Raw genomic sequence first — 16,558 nt, forward strand, 5'->3', positions numbered from 1 at the left:
CCGCACTCGGGGCAGCACGGTCGCCCAGAAGGACGCCGGGACGGCGTACGCGGCGTCCAGCCGCCAGCCGTCGGCACCGCGGTCCAGCCAGTGCGTCATCACCTCGGTCACCCAGTCGGCGACCACCCGCTGCCCCTCCCCCGTGACCGCGTAGCTGAGCTGCCGGTTGTCCCGGTGCAGCGGCGTGACGCGCGCGGTGTGCAGCCAGCGGTGCCGCCGGCGAAGCCCGATCAGCTCCTGGTGCAGCCGGCGGGTGGGCTCACCGAAGGGCGCCAGCTCGTCCGGGGACTCCGGGAAGGACGGGCGGCGGCACGGCGTCGTCCCTGTACGTGACTGAGCCAGCTGTCCGGACGCCGTCCCGCGCCTACGTGATCTGGCTGATCGGCCTGGTGGCGTACGCGGTCGCGATCTTCCACCGGGCGTCCCTCGGCGTCGCCGGGATCGAGGCGCAGGAGCGGTTCTCCGCCGGGGCGTCGGCGATCTCGCTGTTCCTGGTGCTGCAGCTGGCCGTCTACGCGGGCCTCCAGGTGCCGGTCGGCGTGCTGCTGGATCGGTTCGGCTCGCGGAAGATGATCGTGGCCGGCGCGGTCACGATGGCTGTGGGGCAGCTGGTGCTCGCCCTGGCCGACAGCGTCCCCACCGCGGTCGTGGCCCGGGTGCTGGTGGGTGCCGGTGACGCGATGACCTTCATCAGCGTGCTCCGGCTGGTGCCGCTGTGGTTCCCCGGGCGCACCGTCCCGGTGGTCACCCAGCTGACCGGGATCCTCGGTCAGGTCGGCCAGATCGTCGCCGCCTACCCGCTGGTCGCGCTGCTGCACACCGCCGGCTGGACGCCGACCTTCCTGGGCGCCGCCGCGGTCAGCGTGCTGGTCGCCATCCTGGTGCTGGTCGCGCTGCGCGACGCCCCGCCCGGCACGCCGGCCCCGACCGTGGCCGGGATGGCCGCCGTCCGGGCGAACCTGGCGGCCGCCTGGCGCGAACCGGGCACCCGGATCGGTCTCTACACGCACCTGGTCACCCAGTTCTCCGGCACCGTCTTCGCGCTGCTGTGGGGCTATCCGTTCCTGACCGTGGGCCAGGGGCTGGCGCCCGGGACGGCGGCCGGGCTGCTGACCCTGCTGGTGCTGGTCGGGATGGCGTTCGGGCCGGTGCTGGGCCGGCTGGTCGGGCAGTGGCCGCTGCGCCGCTCCAACCTGGTCTTCGGCATCCTCACCGTCACCGCGGTGGTCTGGACCGTCGTGCTGCTGTGGCCGGGCCGCGCGCCGCTGTGGCTGCTGGTCGTGCTGGTGGTCGTGCTGGGCACCAACGGCCCCGGGTCGATGATCGGCTTCGACTACGCCCGCACCGAGAACCCGGTCGAGCGGTCGGGCAGCGCCACCGGGTTCGTCAACGTCGGCGGCTTCTTCGCCTCGCTGTGCACCGTGCTGGCGATCGGATTCGTGCTCGACGCGATGACCCCGGGCAGCTCCACGGACTACTCGCTGGACGCGTTCCGGGCGGCGTTCGCCGTGCAGTACGTCTTCTGGGCCATCGGGCTGGTCGGGGTGCTGACCCACCGGCGCCAGCTGCGCGCGCGGATGGCCCGGGACGGCGTCGTCCTGGTGCCCCTGGTCACCGCCGTCAGCGCCCGGCTGCGCGGCACGTCGGCCTACTCCCGGCCGGACGAGCGGCCGGACGAGCGGCCGGACGGGCCCCCGGCCGACCGCTGAGCGCCCCGGCGGGCGAGCACGATCGCGTAGTCGAATCGCCGGCCGTCGCGCTCGACCGGCAGCACCAGGTGCTCGACGTCGGCCGCCGCCGGCAGCGCGCCCAGCCGGTCGGCGAGCGCCGGCGCCGGGTCGCTGGACCAGATGGCCAGCACCCCACCCGGGCGCAACGCGGCCAGCGCGGTGCCCAGCCCGGCCTCCTCGTACAGCGGTGCGTTGGAGCCGTGCACCAGGAAGCCGGGGCCGTTGTCCACGTCGAGCAGGACGGCGTCGTACCGTCCTGGCCGTTCGGACAGGAACGCCGCGACGTCGGCGGTGTGCAGCTCCAGCCGGTCGCGGGGGAGCTCCGGCAGGCCGGGCAGCAGCCCGTCGCCGGCCCAGCCGACCAGCGCGGGCTGGAGCTCGGCGACCTCCACGGCGGCGACCCGGGGCTCGGCGAGCACGGTGGCCGCCGTCCAGCCCAGGCCGAGCCCGCCGACCAGCACCCGCAGTCGGTCGCCCGCGCAGCGGCGCAGCGCCTCGACCGCCAGCGCCCGCTCGGTGGTGGTGTCCACGTCGTCCATCGCGAAGACGCCGTCGACCACCAGCTCCGTCACCGCCCCCCGCCGGCGCAGCACCACCTCGCCGTGCGGCCCGGCTGCGCGCCCCAGCTCGACGGGCTCGTCGGGGGTCACGGTCGGCCCGGGCGGAGCCGCAGCGCCTGGCCGGGGCGGAGCTGGGCGCACGCGTCGACGTCGGCGTCGGTCACGTACCCGATCACCGGGTAGCCGCCGGTCACCGGGTGGTCGGCGAGGAACAGCACCGGCAGCCCGGACGGCGGCACCTGCAGCGCCCCCCGGACCATCCCCTCGCTGGGCAGCTCCCCGGCGCGCAGCCGCTCCAGCGGCGCGCCGTCCAGCCGCAGGCCGACCCGGTTGCTCTCGCTGGTGACCGTCCAGGCCTGCCCGGTGAGGGCCGCCCAGCCGGCGTCGCCGAACCAGTCGGCGCGCGGTCCGGGCAGCACGGTGGCGGTGAGCTCGCCGGCGGTGGGTTCGGGCACCGGCGCCAGGTCGACGCCGGGGGCCGGGTCGACCGGCTCGCCGATCGGGAGGACGTCACCGGTCGCGACCACCGCCGGCCCGAGCCCGGCCAGCAGGTCGGTGGCCCGGGAGCCCAGCACCGGCGGGACGGCGATGCCGCCGCGGACCGCGAGGTAGGTGCGCAGCCCGCTGACCGGCGGGCCGAGCCGCAGCTGCTGTCCACGGCGGAGCACCGTGGGCGCGGCGTGCGGGGCACCGGGACAACGCGCACCGGTGGTGACCACCAGCAGGTCGGCCCCGGCGCGGACGGTGAGCCCGCCGAAGGTCACCTCGAGCACCGCGTCGTCGGCGCGGTTGCCGACCAGCCGGTTGGCCAGCGCGGCCGAGGCCCGGTCGCACGCGCCCGAGCGGCCGATGCCCAGCGCTGCCTGCCCGGGCCGGCCGAGGTCCTGCACGGTGGTGAGCGGCCCGGTGGCCAGCACGGTGAGGCTCACCGGCCTACCGCCACGAACCGCACCGTGGTGCCCGGCCGGAGCAGCGCGGCCGGCTCGCGGGCCAGGTCGAACACAGCCACCTCGGTGCGCCCGATCAGCTGCCAGCCACCCGGTGACTCGCGCGGGTAGACGCCGCTGAACTCCCCGGCCAGCGCGACCGACCCGGGTGGCACCGCGGTGCGCGGGGTCGGCCGGCGGGGCACCTCCCACTGCCCGCCGGGCTGGGTGAGGTAGCCGAAGCCGGGGGCGAAGCCGCAGAAGGCCACCGTCCACTCGGCCCCGGTGTGCCGGGCGACCAGCTCGTCCGGCGTGAGGCCGAGCAGCTCGGCGGCGTCGGCGAGGTCGGCGCCGTCGTAGTGCACCGGCAGCTCGACGGTGTCGCCGACGGCCCGCGTGTCCGGCCGCGGGGTCGTCGTCCGGACCGCGTCGGCGACCGCGGCCAGGGTGGTGACCGCGGGGTCGGTCATCAACAGCACGGTGCGGGCGGCCGGGACGACGTCCACCACGCCGTGCGGTGGGTCGGCGGTGAGCGCGGCGTACAGCGCCAGGACGTCGTCCAGCCCGTCCAGTTCGACCAGCAGGGCGGCGCTCCCGCTGGCGAGCAGGCGCATCAGCCGGCGAAGGGGGCCAGCTCGACCCCCGCCGTGGTCAGCGCGGTGCGCACCTGCCGGGCGATCTCCACCGCACCCGGGGTGTCGCCGTGCACGCAGATCGAGCCGGGATGCAGCGTCAGCTCGCCGCCCTCGACGTCGGTGATCGGTTCGCCGGCGGCCATCGCCACGCACCGGGCGGCGATCTCGGCCGGGTCGTGCAGCACCGCACCGGGCAGCCGGCGGGAGACCAGCGTGCCCTCGGGGGTGTAGGCCCGGTCGGCGAACGCCTCGTGCACCACGGTCAGGCCCGCCTCGGCGGCCAGCCGCAACCACGCGGAGCCCGGCAGGCCCAGCACCGGCAGCGCCCGGTCGTAGGCGACGACGGCGGCGACCACCGCGGCCGCCTGCTCCTCGTGGTGCACGATCGCGTTGTAGAGCGCGCCGTGCGGCTTGACGTAGCGGACCCGGTCTCCGGCGATGCGGGCGAAGCCCTCGAGCGCACCGATCTGGTAGACGACGTCGGCGGTCAGCGACTCGAGTTCCACGTCGATGAACCGGCGGCCGAAGCCGGGCAGGTCGCGGTAGCCGACCTGGGCGCCGATCGCGACGCCGGACTCGACGGCCTTGGCACAGACCCGTCGCATGATCGTGGCGTCACTGGCGTGGAAGCCGCAGGCGACGTTGGCGCTGGTCACCACGCCCAACAGGGCGTCGTCGTCGCCGAGCGTCCACTGGCCGAAGCCCTCGCCGAGGTCGGAGTTCAGGTCCACACGCGTCATGTCGACAGCCTCCCTCACGCGAACAGGTCGATGACCGGGCGGACCGAGTTGATCGCCAGGTACAGGGTCAGCAGCCAGGCGACCCAGCCGATCACCAGCAGCCAGCGCGGGTAGCGGTAGCCGTTGAGCAGGTCGGTGCGGCGGGTGGCCACCCAGAGCAGGACGGCGATCCCGATCGGCAGCAGCAGCCCGTTGAAGGCCCCGGCGAAGACGAGCAGCGTCGTGGGTGCGGTGCCGATCAGCACGTAGACCAGCGAGGTGAACGCGATGAACCCGACGACCAGCAGCGAGCGGGTGCGGTCCGACGTCCTCGTCCGGGAGGTCACGAACGACACCGAGGTGTAGGAGGCGCCGATGACGCTGGTGATCGCCGCGGCCCACAGCACGATGCCGAACACCCGCAGGCCCACCTCGCCGGCGGCCTGCTCGAACGCCGACGCCGCCTGGTTGGTCGGGTCGAGCGCCGCGCCGCCGGTGACCACGCCGAGGATCGCCAGGAAGAGCACGACCCGCATGACCGCGGTGATCAGGATGCCGGTGACCGAGCCGCGGGTGATGTCCCGGACCCGGCCGGGGCCGGAGATGCCCGAGTCGAGCAGCCGGTGCGCGCCGGCGTAGACGATGTAGCCGCCGATCGTGCCGCCGACCAGCGTGGTGATCGCCAGGATGTCGATGTCCTCGGGCAGGACCACGTTGCGCAGCGCCTCGCCCACCGGCGGGCCGGACGTGATCGCGACGTAGGTGGTCAGCACGATCATCACCAGCCCGAGGACGACGACGATCCGGTCGACCGCCACCCCGGCCCGCTTGCTCAGGAAGATGCCGATGGCGATCAGCGCCGACAGCGCCCCGCCGAGCTTGGGGTCGAGCCCGAGCATGGCGTTGGCGCCCAGGCCGGCGCCGCTGACGTTGCCGATGTTGAACACCAGCCCACCGATCAGCAGGAAGGCGGCCATCACCCAGCCGAGGCCCGGGGCGACCAGGTTGCCCAGCTCCTGGGCCCGGCGGCCGCTGACGCCGATGACCCGCCAGACGTTCAGCTGCAGGGCGATGTCGATCAGGATCGAGATGACGATCGCGAAGGCGAACGCGGCGCCCAGCTGCACGGTGAAGGTGGTCGTCTGGGTGATGAAGCCGGGGCCGATGGCCGAGGTGGCCATCAGGAACATCGCGCCGAGCAGGGTGGAGCGGGTGCTGGAGGCGAGCCGCCCGTTGGGTGCGGTGGACGGCTCGGCGGGGGTGCGTTGCGGTTCGGCGGCCATGGCTGCTCCCGGGTCGGGTGGGGAGGGGCACCAGCGGGTGTGCGCCCTTGGCGGACGAACCTAGGGAGTTGTTGAACAATCCTTCAAGAGGATGGCGCGACAATTTACTGCGCGGACACATCAGGAGACGGCAGGATGTCGGCATGCCCGAGCCCACCGACGCCGCCTGGCTGCGCAGCGTCGCGCAGGAGGTGCGCAGCTTCGACCGCTCCAGCACCGCCGAGCGGGTCGCCGAGCTGCTGCGCTCCCGGGTGATCGAGGGCGACCTGCCGCCGGGCACCCGGTTGTCGGAGGAGCAGTTGGTCGAGGTGCTGCACGTCAGCCGGAACACGCTGCGCGAGGCGTTCCGGCTGCTCACCCACGAGGGCCTGCTGGTGCACCGGCTGCACCGCGGGGTCTTCGTGCCCGAGCTGGACGAGGACGACCTGGTCGACCTGTACCTGCTGCGGCGGACGATCGAGTGCGACGTCGTCCGCCGGCTGGAGGGGCTGGACGCCGTCCGGCTGCGGCCGTTGCACGACGCCGTCGCCGCCGGTGAGGACGCCGCCCGGCGCGGCGACTGGGGTGCCGCCGGCACCGCCAACATGCGCTTCCACCAGCAGCTGGTGGCGCTGGCCGGCAGCCGGCGGATCGACGAGACGACGGCTCGGCTGCTCGCCGAGCTCCGGCTCGCCTTCCACGCCATCGCGGTGCCGCAGAGGCTGCACGAGCCGTACGTCAGCCGCAACCGGGCGCTGCTGGACCTGCTGACCGCCGGGGAGGTGGAGCAGGCGGCCAAGGAGCTCGAGGTCTACCTGCACGACTCGGAGGCCGAGCTGCGCTCGGCCCACCGCGACCGACTCCGGAGGAACCCGTGACCCTCGTCCCCGCCGCGGACCCCGCTGCCGCCCGGGCCTCGTTCCGCGCCGGCCTCGCCGTCCCCTCCTCGGGCTGGGCGCCCGGGCACACCCAGGCGAACCTGGTTGTGCTGCCCCGGGACTGGGCCTGGGACATGCTGCTGTTCGGCCAGCGCAACCCGCAGCCGGTGCCGCTGCTGGACGTCACCGACGCCGGGTCGTACCGCACCGTGCTGGCACCGGACGCCGACCTGCGCACCGACCTGCCGCGCTACCGGGTCTGGCGGGACGGCGAGCTGGTCGACGAGCCCACCGACGTGGCCGACCTGTGGACCGACGACCTGGTCGCCTTCCTGATCGGCTGCAGCTTCAGCTTCGAGACCGCCCTGCTGGACGCCGGGGTGCCGGTGCGCAACATCGAGCAGGGCCGCAACGTGTCGATGTACCGGACGAACCGGGAGTGCCGGCCGGCCGGGCGGCTGTCCGGGCCGCTGGTGGTCTCGATGCGCCCGGTGCCCGGGCACCTGGTGGCCACCGCGGTGCAGGTCACCGCGCGGATGCCCGCGGTGCACGGGGCGCCGGTGCACGTCGGGTCACCGGCCGCCCTCGGTATCACCGACCTGACCCGGCCCGACTTCGGTGACCCGGTCGAGTTCGCCGCCGGCGACGTCCCGGTGTTCTGGGCGTGCGGGGTGACGCCGCAGGCCGCACTGATGGCCTCCCGGCCGCCGTTCGCGATCACCCACGCCCCGGGCCACATGTTCGTCACCGACGTCCCGGACGCGGTGTACCGGCAGCCCTGACCGGGCTCAGCGCGTCCCGGCCCGGAAGCAGGCGGCGATCTCGTGCTCCCGCGCGGCCTGCTCCGCACTGCTCGACGGCGAGGTCTGCGGTTCCCGGTAGTCCACGAAGCCACCGTCCTGCTCGACCTCCACGAGGAGACCGAGCGCCTCCAGGCACGGCGCGACGACGCCGGTGTCGACCATGCCGTCCGGGTACGCCGGCCAGGACGGCGGCTGACCGCTGAACATCAGGATCGGCGGTCGTCCATCGGAGGTGCTGGTGACCCGAACCTCCCCGGCGCTCCAGATGACCGGGCTGGGCACGACGCCGAGCGGCACCCCGTCGACGATGGGCAGCGGATCGAAGTCGCGCACCAGTTCGCCGCTGGGCGTCCGGTCCAGGCTGGGGGAGTACTCGGCCTCCAGGCCGTGCTCGCCGAGCACGACGAGCGGGCCGGTCTCCGCCGAGGCGTCCATCAGCGCCAGCCGTTCCTGGGCGTCGAGGGGCACGTAGCCGTTGGCGACGGTCATCTCCGCCGGTTCCGCGCCGCGCGCGCCGGTGAACCACGCCAAGAACCACTCCGCCTCGTAGCGGGCGACCACCACGGCCCAGCGGCGACCGCCAGGGACGTCAGCGGCATAGACCACCCGCCCGGTGCCCCACTCCGGCGCCGGCAGGCCCCAGTCGACGACCTCGCCGTCCGGTCCGACCGGGCCGGTCCAGGGGGCGGCCGCCATCGCGGCCAGGAAGTCCTCGTCGTCGGCGAGGGAGCCGCGGGTCGGCCCCTCGACCAGCTCCGGTGGCGGCGCGACGTAGGTGCTGGTGACCGGTGCCGGTGTCGGGGCCGCTGCCGGCTCCGTCACCGCTGAGCGGGCGAGCGAGGCACCGGTGCCCAGGAGCACGACGGCGAGCGCACCGGCGGCCCAGCTCCCGGCCCGTCGGCGACGGTGCCGGTCCAGTGCGACGGCGCGGGCTGCGGTGCGGCCGTCGTCGGCGGGCCGGGCGCGCTCGGCGATCCGGTGCAGCCGGTCGGCGACGGCCTGACCGGCGTCCGCGGTCACGTCGGCCTCCGGTAGATGGCGTTCGGGTCGTCCCCCGGCTGCGGCCGCACGGCGAGGGGAGCAGGTGTCGGCGCGGGCGCCGCCGCAGGAGCCGGCCGCTGGACCAGGATCGGAGCCGGGCTCCCCGGTCGGCGGTAGATCGCGTACGGGTCGGCTGCGTCGGTCGTGGGGCCAGGCGTCGCCGGCGGGTCCGGGGCCGCCACCGGCGGGGGCTGGGGGACGGCGACCGGTTCCACCGGCTGGGCCGGCTCACCCGGCTCGACCGGGTCGCCGGCCAGCAACGGGGCCAGGGCGGCCAGGGCATCGGCGAGGGCGGCCCCGACCTCGGCGGGGGAGCAGCCCAGCAGTGCCGCGACGTCGTCCTCGTCCTGCCCCTCGTGCAGCCGGAGCACCGCCACGGCACGGGTGCGCGGGTGCAGCCCGGCGAGCGCTGCGAGCCACCGGTGGTCCGGGTGGTCCTCCCGCTCCGCCGCGAGCACGCTGTCCCGGCCGGTCGCGGGGAGACGGGTCCGGCCCAGCGTGGCGGAGACGAGCGCGTCGTTTGTGTCGGCCAGGGCGGCCGCCGGTGCGCCGAGCCGCCGCCAGCGGCGGTGGGTCCGGGCCAGGGCCGCCACCAGCAGGTCGTCGGCCGCGGCGGCGTCGCCGGTGAGGAGCAGGGCGGTTCCGCGCAGCTCCTGCTCGTGCTCGGCCACGAACGCGGCGAACCCGTCCTGCCGCTGGTCCACGCCCACCCCTTCCGGCCCGCCGTCGCTGGCGGCACCGTATCGGTGGGATCGTGTTCCGTCAGCGAGGCGGCACACTGGCCGCTGATGTCCCCCGACCCGGACCCTGCTGTCGTCGCGCGATTGCGCTCGGCGGGCTGCGTGTTCGCCGAGGACGAGGCGGTGCTGCTGCTGGCGGCGGCTGCGTCGGCTGCCCAGCTCGACGGCCTGGTCGCGCGGCGGGTGGCGGGCGAGCCGTTGGAACAGGTGCTGGGCTGGGCGGAGTTCTGCGGGCTGCGGTTGGCCGTCGAGCCGGGCGTGTTCGTGCCGCGGCAGCGGACCCGGCTGCTGGTGCGGGAGGCGGTCGCGCTCGCTTCCTCGGGTTCGGTCGTCCTGGACCTGTGCTGCGGGGTCGGCGCGGTGGGTGCGGCAGTGGCGGCCGTCGTCCCGTCGGTCGAGCTGCACGCGGCTGACCTGGACCCGGTCGCCGTCCGCTGCGCGCGGCGCAACGTGTCCGGGGCGGTGTACGCGGGCGACCTGTACGACCCGCTCCCGGAGTCGCTCCGCGGGCGGGTCGACGTCCTGGTGGCGAACGCGCCCTACGTGCCCACCGAGGCGATCGCGCTGATGCCGCCGGAGGCGCGCGACCACGAGGCACGGGCCGCGCTGGACGGCGGGGTCGATGGGCTGGACGTGCAGCGCCGGGTGGCGGCGGGGGCGCCGGACTGGCTGGCGCCCGGCGGTGCACTGCTCATCGAGACGGGCCGGGAGCAGGCGCCGGCGACGCAGGCCGCGTGCACCGCCGCCGGGCTGACGACCCGGGTGGTGGAGGACGACGACCTGGCGGCCACCGTGGTCGTCGCCGTTCGCGAGCCCTGAGACACGAACGGCCCCCTCCCTGGTGGGGGAGGGGGCCGCTGGCGTGGTGGGTTCAGGAGGGCTCGACGCCGAACGCGGTGGCGAGCTTCTCGATCTTGCGGGCCCGGCCGAGCCGGGGCAGGTCGCTGCCGTCGCGGATGACCTGGCCGCGGGCGTCGAAGTCGGCCAGGAAGTCCCGCGCCCAGGCGACGTCCGACGGCGCCGGGCTGATGACCTCGTTGATCACCGGGAGCTGGTCCAGCTGCAGGCACAGCTTGCCGGTGAGGCCCAGGGAGACCGTCAGCGCCGACTGCTCGCGCAGGATCGGGTGGCTGGTGCCCACCGTGGGCCCGTCGATCGGGCCGGGCAGGCCACCGACCCGGCTGGCGATGACCAGGCGGGAACGGGGGTAGGCCATCGCCAGGTCGTCGGCGCTGGTGCCGGTGTCGCGGCGGTAGTCACCGCTGCCGAAGGCGAGCCGGAAGGCGCCGCGGGCCGAGGCGATCCGCACGGCCTCCTCGATGCCCAGCGCCGACTCGACCAGCGCGAGCACCGGGGTGGAGCCGCCCAGCCGGTCGTAGGTCTCGGTGACGTGCTCGGCCGCCTCGGTCTTGGCGAGCATCACGCCGGCCAGGCCGGGCAGCCCGGCGAGCGCGGCGACGTCGTCGGCCCAGAACGGGGTGGCGTGGTCGTTGATCCGCACCCACGCCCGGTTGCCGGGGGCGGAGAGCCACTCGACGACGTCGGCCCGGGCATCCGGCTTGCGGGCCGGGTCGACCGCGTCCTCGATGTCCAACACGATCTGGTCGGCGCGCGACTCGTGTGCCTCGTCGAACAGCTCCGTGCGGGCGCCGTTGACCAGCAGCCACGAGCGCGCGATTCCGGGGTCTACGTTCCTGCCTCTGTGCACCGGGCCATTGTGGTGTCCGGGCTCACGGGCGTGCCGCGCGGGGTGCGCGCCGGGGTGTCGCTCGCGGTGTCCGGCGCCGGCCGGTCAGGCTGCGCGTCGGCCGAGCAGGTCGAGCAGGCCCACCCGCCAGTCGACCTCGACCCGCCGCCCGGCCCAGTCGCGCGGACGGACGAGGTCGAACCGGACCAGTTCCGGCGCCCGGCCGGGCGTGCGTGCATCGGCCCACAGCAACGCCAGGTGATCGCGCCGGCGCAGGTCGGGGGCGCCGTCGATCGCCAGCTGCAGGCGCTGCTGAGCGACCGGCGCCTGCCGGTAGAAGTCGCGCAGGCCCTGGGTGTCGGCGGCCGGCAGCTCGCCGTCGTCGGAGTGCCACACCCGCAGCACCTCGGTGGGGGTGCGCAGGATCAACCCGCTCATCGGGAGCCCGAGGTTCTCGTTGCCCGGGTCGACCAGCTCCAGCTGCGTGCCGAACGGGTGGTCGTCGTGCTCGGCGTAGGGGCGCAGCCGCTCCATCGCCTCCCGGCGGACCAGCTGGTGGTCCAGGTGCCGGTCGGCGCCCGGCTGCCAGCCGTGTGCTGCGTGGATCTCGCGGCTGACGGTCAGGCCGCCGAGCAGTGCGTCGCGCACCTCGACCAGCAGCGGCTGCAGTCGCCGGAAGGCGGCCTCGGGGCTGTTGTCCACGTCGAGCAGTCTGCCGGGCGGGGGTGACAGTCTCCCGGCACCGGGCGGGGAGGATCAGCGGGTGTCCTCTCCGCAGTCGCCCGCTGGTCGTCCGGTCACCGTGGTCACCGGCGGGAGCCGGGGCATCGGCGCCGCCACCGTCGACCACCTCGCCCGGCAGGGCCATGACGTGGTCGTCGGCTACCGCTCGGGGCGGGAGGAGGCCGCCGCGGTGGTCGGCGGAGCACAGGCCCACGGGGGGCGGGCGGTCGCCGTCCGGGCCGACGTGTCCGACCCCGACGACGTGGACGCGCTCTTCGCCGCCGCGGCCGAGCAGCTGGGGCCGGTCACCGGGCTCGTCGCCAACGCCGGCCTGACCGCCCACCTCGGCGACCTGGCCGACACCCCGGTGGACGTCGTCCGCCAGGTGATCGACGTGAACCTGCTGGGCGTCGTCCTGTGCGTCCGCCGGGCGGCGCAGGTCATGTCCCGGCGGCGGGGTGGGCCGGGCGGCGCGATCGTCACCGTCTCCTCCAGCGCGGCGACGCTGGGCTCGGCGCACGAGTACGTGCACTACGCGGCGGCCAAGGCCGGGGTGGACGCGCTGACCATGGGCCTGGCGAAGGAGCTGGCGGACGACGGCGTCCGGGTCAACGCGGTGGCGCCGGGGCTGGTGCGCACCGACATCCACGCCGGCGCCGGCGACGCCGGCCGACTGGAGCGGGTGACCGCCCGGGTGCCGATGGGCCGCCCGGGGGAGCCGGAGGAGATCGCACCGGCGATCGCCTGGCTGCTCGGGCCGGACGCCGGCTACGTCACCGGTGCGGTGCTGCGGGTGGCCGGCGGTCTCTGACCGCGAGGGGCCAACGCCGTTGCGACCACGTCGATCAGCTGGGGGAGCGGGGTGCCGTCCGGGTCGTGGTCGGGGTCGACCTCCGTGAGCACCAGCCCGGCGCAGGCGTCACTGCCGCAGAACACGTCGAGCGCGCCGGCGAGCTCGCCGAGGGAGAGGCCCGCCGAGTGCGGGAAGTTGGCCAGCGGGACGTCGTTGGTGTCGAGCACGTCGACGTCCAGGTGCACCAGGAAGCTGCCGCAGATCGCGTCGAGGCGCCGGACCGCCTCGGCGGCCTTCCCCACCGGGTCCGCGCGCACGACCGGCGCGGGGGTCGCCGACAGCCGGTGCTCGACCAGGCGGGTCCACTGGACCTCACCGACCCCGTCACCGGCGCGCTGCGGGCGACGGTGACCCGCCCGGAGCTGGAACGGCTGGCCCGCCGCGGCTGCCGCACCCATCCCGACCGGGACTGCGGGTGCGCGGTGCTGGACCGGCCACCCGCAGTCGACCGCTACACGCCCACCCCCGCCCAGTACCGCTTCGTCCGGGCCCGGGACCGCACCTGCCGGCACCCCGGCTGCCGGCGCCCCGCCGCCCGCACCGACCTCGACCACATGCGCGCCCACCGCGACGGCGGGGCCACTGACTGCACCAACCTGTGCTGCCTGTGCCGGCGACACCACCGGCTCAAGACCCACGCACCCCGATGGCGCTTCACGATGACCGACGACGGCGTCCTGACCGTGACCACACCCTCCGGCGTCACCCGCACCACCCGGCCACCGGGCCTCCACACACCGGCCGTCCGCCACCTGCTCGGCAGCGGCGGCCCGCCGCCGGACGACGACGACCCGCCACCCTTCTGAGACGCCTGGCCTCCGGTCGCTGCGATCGGTGGAGTCGCTGACTGCTCTCACCGCGCGGGAGGAACGGTCAACCGGGCGCTCCACCCGGTCCGTGATCGAGGGGCGGGCGTGACCTCTGGTGCGGCTGTGACACGTGTGCCCAGAGGGGCGGGGTTGGGGTTCCGGGGAGCCAGTGAGCCCTGTTCGAGTCACAGCGCGGGCACAACGGGCCGATAAGCACGTCGTGATCCGTCATCACCTCGCAGCGAGCTCGGCGCGGAGCCCTCAGTGGTTCGACCCGGAGCACCAGGCCGACATCCTCACGGCCTTCGACAGTCAGCTCACCGCCGGGCTGCACGATCGCGGGCCCAACAGCCCGCGACCGGAGCGGGTCCGCGAACTGGGCCAGCTGGCCGCGGCCAGCGCACTGCCGGCCCGTGCAGCGCTGCTCCGCTGGGGCGCACTGCCCGGCTCGGTCCGCGCGCACCTGCTGACCAGCTGGTACGGCAGTCAGGTCGCCAGGAGCTCAGCCGCCTGACCTCCGCGGGTGGCCCACCGGGCCCTCGGCACGGCGCTCAGTCCCAGGGCTGCCCGCAGGCGGCGCAGCGACCTGCCGCCGTCCGCTCGGTCAGCCGGCCGCAGGCCGGGCACACCTGGTCCAGCCAGCACGCCGGGTCACCGCCCTCCGGCTCGGGCCGCTGCGGTTCCTCCGGCACGACGGTCCTCAGTCCTCGTCCGACGGGGCGAAGCGGGCGAGGGCCTCGATCGACGGGCAGGTGTAGTACGCGCCGGTCAGCGGGGTCAGGTAGCCGGTGAGCCCGTCGCGGACCCCGTCGGTCGCCCCGGCCATCCGACGGAGCATCTCGGTCAGCCGCCACTGGTCGCGGGCGAAGCCGACGAACGCCGTCCCGTGGTCGGTGACCCCGCCGTAGGCGACGTTGCGCCGGAAGATCGGCTTTTCCTCGCCGTCCACCTCGACGGTGGTGCGGGCGACGTGCGCGCTGGGCAGCATCACGTCCTCGGGCAGCTCGACGCTGTCGGGCTTGGTGCGCCCCATCATCATCTCCTGGCCGTGCACGCCCAGGCTCTCCCAGGTGGCGCTGTCGTGCCGCCACACCTGGTAGAGCACGATGCTCGCCCCCGCGCCCGGCTGGCCCGCCGGCACCGCTGCGACCTCGGCGGCGCTCAGCAGCGACGGGTTCTCCGTGCCGTCGACGAAACCGGTCAGGTCCCGGTCGTGCCGGTACAGCCAGCCGGTGACCTCCGCACCCACCCGGGCGACCCCGGCCAGGGCGACGAGCACGGCGCGAGCGTTGTCGAACACCGCGGTGCGATCGCCCCCGGCGACCCAGACCCAGGCGTCGTGCTGGGTCGCCGGCAGCCGGTAGCGGCCGGCGCCGACGAGGTCCTCGGTCCAGCTCGCGGCGTCCGCCGGGGCGTCGTCCGGGGCGACCTCGGCCCACAGCTCCGGCCGGAGACCGACCACCACGTCGGCCCCGCCGGTGGAGGAGAGCGGACCGATGAGCCCGGCCACCCCGCGGACCAGGTCCGCCGCGGAGCAGCCGGGCTCGAGGTCGAGCTCCAGGTAGCAGTGCTCAGGGGTGCCGAGGGCGAAGATGCCCGGCTGCGTCGTCACGCCGCCCACCCTGCCCGACCGGCACGACCCGGCATCAGCTGGTCGGCGGCTCGTCCTTGCCGGCCTCCTCGAGCGCGTCGGCCTCCTCCTTGGTCTTGTGCACGGCCTTGTCGGCGTGCTCCGGCGGGCCGTAGACCGTGTAGAGCACCAGCGGGTTCACGCCGGTGTTGAGGAAGTTGTGCTTCTTGCCGGCGGGGACGACGACGAGGTCACCCTGGGCGACGTTCTTCTTCTGCCCGCCCACGACGGCCTGACCGGTGCCGCTGACGAAGGTGAGGATCTGGTCGATCTCCTCGTGCACCTCCTCGCCGATCTCCCCACCCGGCGGGATCGTCATGATCACCAGCTGGGTGTGCTCGCCGGTCCACAGCACCCGACGGAAGTCGGCGCTCTCCTCGGCGACGGTGGCGATGGTGAAGTGCTCCATGGCTGCCGTTCCTCCTCTGATCCAGTAGCTCCTGCCGACGTGCGCCGGCCCATGATCAGTCAAGAGCAGCGCGGCCTCCGGCGCGATCCGAGCCCGCGGGCCGGGCGACACGAGGCGGACGGGCCCTCCGACCCTGCCGTCCACCGGGCGGGTAGGAGAAGCTGTCCGGTGCCGGGTACCGGCAGAGCACACGCAGACGAGCACAGGAGGACGGCGTTGACGCAGCAGCCAGGAGCCCAGCCGGAGAACGCAGCCCTCGCGGCCGAGCGGGACGAGGCGGCCACCGAGCTCGCCGGGGTCGAGGGTGAGGTGTCGACCCGCGCCGTGGTCGCGGGTGGCGTCGTCGTCGGGCACGACGGCTCGGACTGCGCGCAGGAGGCGCTGCAGTGGGCGGCCGGGCTGGCCGAGCGCGCCTCCTGGCCGCTGCACGTCGTCCGCGGCTGGCGGATCGCCACCGCGCCGCAGCCGGCCAGCTGGGAGCCGGGCTACGTCCCGCCGATCGGCGAGTACGAGCAGGCGGTGCAGGCCGACCTGGAGGCCGACGTCCGGGCCGTGCTGGGCGCCGAGCGGGCCGGCGGGGTCACCTGCCACGTGGTGCACGCCGCTCCGGTGCGCTCCCTGATCGAGGCCGCCCAGGCCGCCGACCTCCTCGTGGTCGGTGCCCGCGGGCGGGGTGGCTTCGCCGGGCTGCTGCTCGGCTCGGTCAGCGACCAGGTCACCCGGCACGCCCCGTGCCCGGTCACCGTCGTGCGCAGCCAGCGCAAGGACTGACCCGCGTGGCGGTCCAGCACCCCGTCCCACCGGCCTTCCTGCGGGCGCACACCCGGCTGGACCGCCCCTCGCTCGTCCCCCAGGTGCAGCTGCACGTCGCCGACGACGTCGTCGCGCTCTGGGAGGCGATGGAGACCGAGGGCGGCGGCGCCGGCCAGGACCCGCCGTTCTGGGCCGCCGCCTGGCCCGGCGGGCAGGCGCTGGCCCGGCACGTGCTCGACCACCCCGAGCTCGTCGCCGGACGCCGGGTGCTGGACCTGGGGGCCGGCAGCGGCCTGGTCGCCGTCGCGGCCGTGCTGGCCGGGGCGAGCGGGGTGCTGGCCAGTGACGTCGACCCGTACTCGCACGCGGCGGTCGGGCTCAACGCCGAGGTGAACGGGGT

General features: G+C 75.2%; 22 protein-coding genes. 9 read left to right on the top strand and 13 right to left on the bottom strand.

Going from position 1 to position 16,558, the window contains the following annotated elements:
• Positions 1-329: 329 nt before the first annotated feature.
• Positions 330-1,709 (top strand): nitrate/nitrite transporter, encoded by a 1,380-nt coding sequence (locus G5C62_RS18910; RefSeq protein WP_164702244.1) that lies wholly within the window; start codon positions 330-332, stop codon positions 1,707-1,709.
• Here the strand turns inward: G5C62_RS18910 and G5C62_RS18915 are convergent.
• Genes G5C62_RS18915 through G5C62_RS18935 form a run of 5 tightly spaced genes read right to left on the bottom strand, consistent with a single transcriptional unit; the run spans position 1,649 to position 5,853 of the window.
• Positions 1,649-2,380: a hypothetical protein gene (locus G5C62_RS18915; protein ID WP_164702245.1), complete on the bottom strand. Its 732-nt coding sequence runs from the start codon at positions 2,378-2,380 to the stop codon at positions 1,649-1,651. The genes G5C62_RS18910 and G5C62_RS18915 overlap by 61 nt on opposite strands.
• Positions 2,377-3,219, bottom strand: coding sequence for a biotin-dependent carboxyltransferase family protein (locus G5C62_RS18920; protein ID WP_036335242.1), 843 nt, complete (start codon positions 3,217-3,219; stop codon positions 2,377-2,379). The genes G5C62_RS18915 and G5C62_RS18920 overlap by 4 nt, the downstream gene beginning before the upstream one ends.
• Positions 3,216-3,830 carry an allophanate hydrolase subunit 1 gene (locus G5C62_RS18925; RefSeq protein WP_164702246.1) on the bottom strand — a complete coding sequence of 205 codons (615 nt, stop codon included), beginning with the start codon at positions 3,828-3,830 and terminating at the stop codon, positions 3,216-3,218. The genes G5C62_RS18920 and G5C62_RS18925 overlap by 4 nt, the downstream gene beginning before the upstream one ends.
• A complete protein-coding gene (locus tag G5C62_RS18930) occupies positions 3,830-4,591 on the bottom strand; it encodes a LamB/YcsF family protein (protein WP_164702247.1) in 762 nt (253 codons plus the stop codon). The genes G5C62_RS18925 and G5C62_RS18930 overlap by 1 nt, the downstream gene beginning before the upstream one ends.
• A 14-nt stretch (positions 4,592-4,605) precedes the next feature.
• Complete coding sequence (locus G5C62_RS18935; RefSeq protein ID WP_164702248.1) at positions 4,606-5,853, bottom strand: NRAMP family divalent metal transporter; 1,248 nt, start codon at positions 5,851-5,853, stop codon at positions 4,606-4,608.
• A 143-nt stretch (positions 5,854-5,996) separates the two neighbouring features.
• Between G5C62_RS18935 and G5C62_RS18940 the strand changes: the two genes are divergently transcribed.
• Together G5C62_RS18940 and G5C62_RS18945 are read left to right on the top strand one after the other, a co-directional pair.
• The gene (locus G5C62_RS18940) at positions 5,997-6,710 is read left to right on the top strand and encodes a GntR family transcriptional regulator (protein ID WP_164702249.1); all 714 of its coding nucleotides are present in this window, start codon (positions 5,997-5,999) and stop codon (positions 6,708-6,710) included.
• Positions 6,707-7,492 carry a putative hydro-lyase gene (locus G5C62_RS18945; protein ID WP_164702250.1) on the top strand — a complete coding sequence of 262 codons (786 nt, stop codon included), beginning with the start codon at positions 6,707-6,709 and terminating at the stop codon, positions 7,490-7,492. The genes G5C62_RS18940 and G5C62_RS18945 overlap by 4 nt, the downstream gene beginning before the upstream one ends.
• 6 nt (positions 7,493-7,498) lie before the next feature.
• On the opposite strand, the gene G5C62_RS18950 is transcribed toward G5C62_RS18945, so the two are convergent.
• Together G5C62_RS18950 and G5C62_RS18955 are read right to left on the bottom strand one after the other, a co-directional pair.
• Positions 7,499-8,533, bottom strand: a complete 1,035-nt coding sequence (locus G5C62_RS18950; protein WP_164702251.1) for a hypothetical protein — start codon at positions 8,531-8,533, stop codon at positions 7,499-7,501.
• On the bottom strand, positions 8,530-9,258 hold the full coding sequence (locus tag G5C62_RS18955) for a hypothetical protein (protein WP_164702252.1): 729 nt from the start codon (positions 9,256-9,258) through the stop codon (positions 8,530-8,532). Before G5C62_RS18955 ends, G5C62_RS18950 begins: the two co-directional genes overlap by 4 nt.
• An 84-nt stretch (positions 9,259-9,342) precedes the next feature.
• Here G5C62_RS18955 and G5C62_RS18960 point away from each other — a divergent pair, with 84 nt between their 5' ends.
• Positions 9,343-10,113 carry a putative protein N(5)-glutamine methyltransferase gene (locus G5C62_RS18960; RefSeq protein WP_036335265.1) on the top strand — a complete coding sequence of 257 codons (771 nt, stop codon included), beginning with the start codon at positions 9,343-9,345 and terminating at the stop codon, positions 10,111-10,113.
• A gap of 52 nt (positions 10,114-10,165) precedes the next feature.
• On the opposite strand, the gene G5C62_RS18965 is transcribed toward G5C62_RS18960, so the two are convergent.
• A complete protein-coding gene (locus tag G5C62_RS18965; RefSeq protein ID WP_036335229.1) occupies positions 10,166-11,002 on the bottom strand; it encodes a CoA ester lyase in 837 nt (278 codons plus the stop codon).
• Positions 11,003-11,086: 84 nt separating this feature from the next.
• Positions 11,087-11,683, bottom strand: a complete 597-nt coding sequence (locus G5C62_RS18970; protein ID WP_164702253.1) for a hypothetical protein — start codon at positions 11,681-11,683, stop codon at positions 11,087-11,089.
• A gap of 61 nt (positions 11,684-11,744) precedes the next feature.
• On the opposite strand from G5C62_RS18970, the gene G5C62_RS18975 reads away from it, so the two are divergent.
• The gene (locus tag G5C62_RS18975) at positions 11,745-12,515 is read left to right on the top strand and encodes an SDR family NAD(P)-dependent oxidoreductase (RefSeq protein WP_164702254.1); all 771 of its coding nucleotides are present in this window, start codon (positions 11,745-11,747) and stop codon (positions 12,513-12,515) included.
• On the opposite strand, the gene G5C62_RS18980 is transcribed toward G5C62_RS18975, so the two are convergent.
• A complete protein-coding gene (locus G5C62_RS18980) occupies positions 12,473-12,814 on the bottom strand; it encodes an arginase family protein (protein ID WP_164702255.1) in 342 nt (113 codons plus the stop codon). The two genes, G5C62_RS18975 and G5C62_RS18980, sit on opposite strands and share 43 nt — an antisense overlap.
• Before the next feature lie 27 nt (positions 12,815-12,841).
• On the opposite strand from G5C62_RS18980, the gene G5C62_RS18985 reads away from it, so the two are divergent.
• Both G5C62_RS18985 and G5C62_RS18990 read left to right on the top strand, forming a co-directional pair.
• Complete coding sequence (locus tag G5C62_RS18985) at positions 12,842-13,363, top strand: HNH endonuclease signature motif containing protein (RefSeq protein ID WP_164702256.1); 522 nt, start codon at positions 12,842-12,844, stop codon at positions 13,361-13,363.
• Positions 13,364-13,586: 223 nt separating this feature from the next.
• Entirely contained in the window at positions 13,587-13,880 is a 294-nt protein-coding gene (locus G5C62_RS18990; RefSeq protein WP_164702257.1) for a hypothetical protein, read from the top strand.
• 37 nt (positions 13,881-13,917) lie between these two features.
• Here the strand turns inward: G5C62_RS18990 and G5C62_RS18995 are convergent, their stop codons facing one another.
• From G5C62_RS18995 to G5C62_RS19005, 3 genes are read right to left on the bottom strand one after another with little or no spacing between them, the layout of a single operon-like run.
• A complete protein-coding gene (locus tag G5C62_RS18995; RefSeq protein WP_164702243.1) occupies positions 13,918-14,058 on the bottom strand; it encodes a hypothetical protein in 141 nt (46 codons plus the stop codon).
• A gap of 8 nt (positions 14,059-14,066) precedes the next feature.
• Positions 14,067-14,978 (bottom strand): Dyp-type peroxidase, encoded by a 912-nt coding sequence (locus G5C62_RS19000; protein WP_164702258.1) that lies wholly within the window; start codon positions 14,976-14,978, stop codon positions 14,067-14,069.
• Between the two features lie 34 nt (positions 14,979-15,012).
• A complete protein-coding gene (locus G5C62_RS19005; protein WP_036335220.1) occupies positions 15,013-15,405 on the bottom strand; it encodes a cupin domain-containing protein in 393 nt (130 codons plus the stop codon).
• 216 nt (positions 15,406-15,621) lie between these two features.
• On the opposite strand from G5C62_RS19005, the gene G5C62_RS19010 reads away from it, so the two are divergent.
• Both G5C62_RS19010 and G5C62_RS19015 read left to right on the top strand, forming a co-directional pair.
• Positions 15,622-16,176 carry a universal stress protein gene (locus G5C62_RS19010; RefSeq protein WP_241175995.1) on the top strand — a complete coding sequence of 185 codons (555 nt, stop codon included), beginning with the start codon at positions 15,622-15,624 and terminating at the stop codon, positions 16,174-16,176.
• Positions 16,177-16,181: 5 nt separating this feature from the next.
• On the top strand, positions 16,182-16,558 hold a 377-nt coding region (locus G5C62_RS19015), incomplete at its 3' end, for a methyltransferase (RefSeq protein ID WP_164702260.1).

This window comes from Modestobacter sp. KNN46-3 (assembly GCF_011039295.1).

Coding starts and splice junctions, on each gene's coding strand:
- G5C62_RS18925 (WP_164702246.1), bottom strand. CDS start 3,830: ATGCGCCTGCTCGCCAGCGGGAGCGCCGCCCTGCTGGTCGAACTGGAC.
- G5C62_RS18930 (WP_164702247.1), bottom strand. CDS start 4,591: ATGACGCGTGTGGACCTGAACTCCGACCTCGGCGAGGGCTTCGGCCAG.
- G5C62_RS18935 (WP_164702248.1), bottom strand. CDS start 5,853: ATGGCCGCCGAACCGCAACGCACCCCCGCCGAGCCGTCCACCGCACCC.
- G5C62_RS18940 (WP_164702249.1), top strand. CDS start 5,997: ATGCCCGAGCCCACCGACGCCGCCTGGCTGCGCAGCGTCGCGCAGGAG.
- G5C62_RS18960 (WP_036335265.1), top strand. CDS start 9,343: ATGTCCCCCGACCCGGACCCTGCTGTCGTCGCGCGATTGCGCTCGGCG.
- G5C62_RS19005 (WP_036335220.1), bottom strand. CDS start 15,405: ATGGAGCACTTCACCATCGCCACCGTCGCCGAGGAGAGCGCCGACTTC.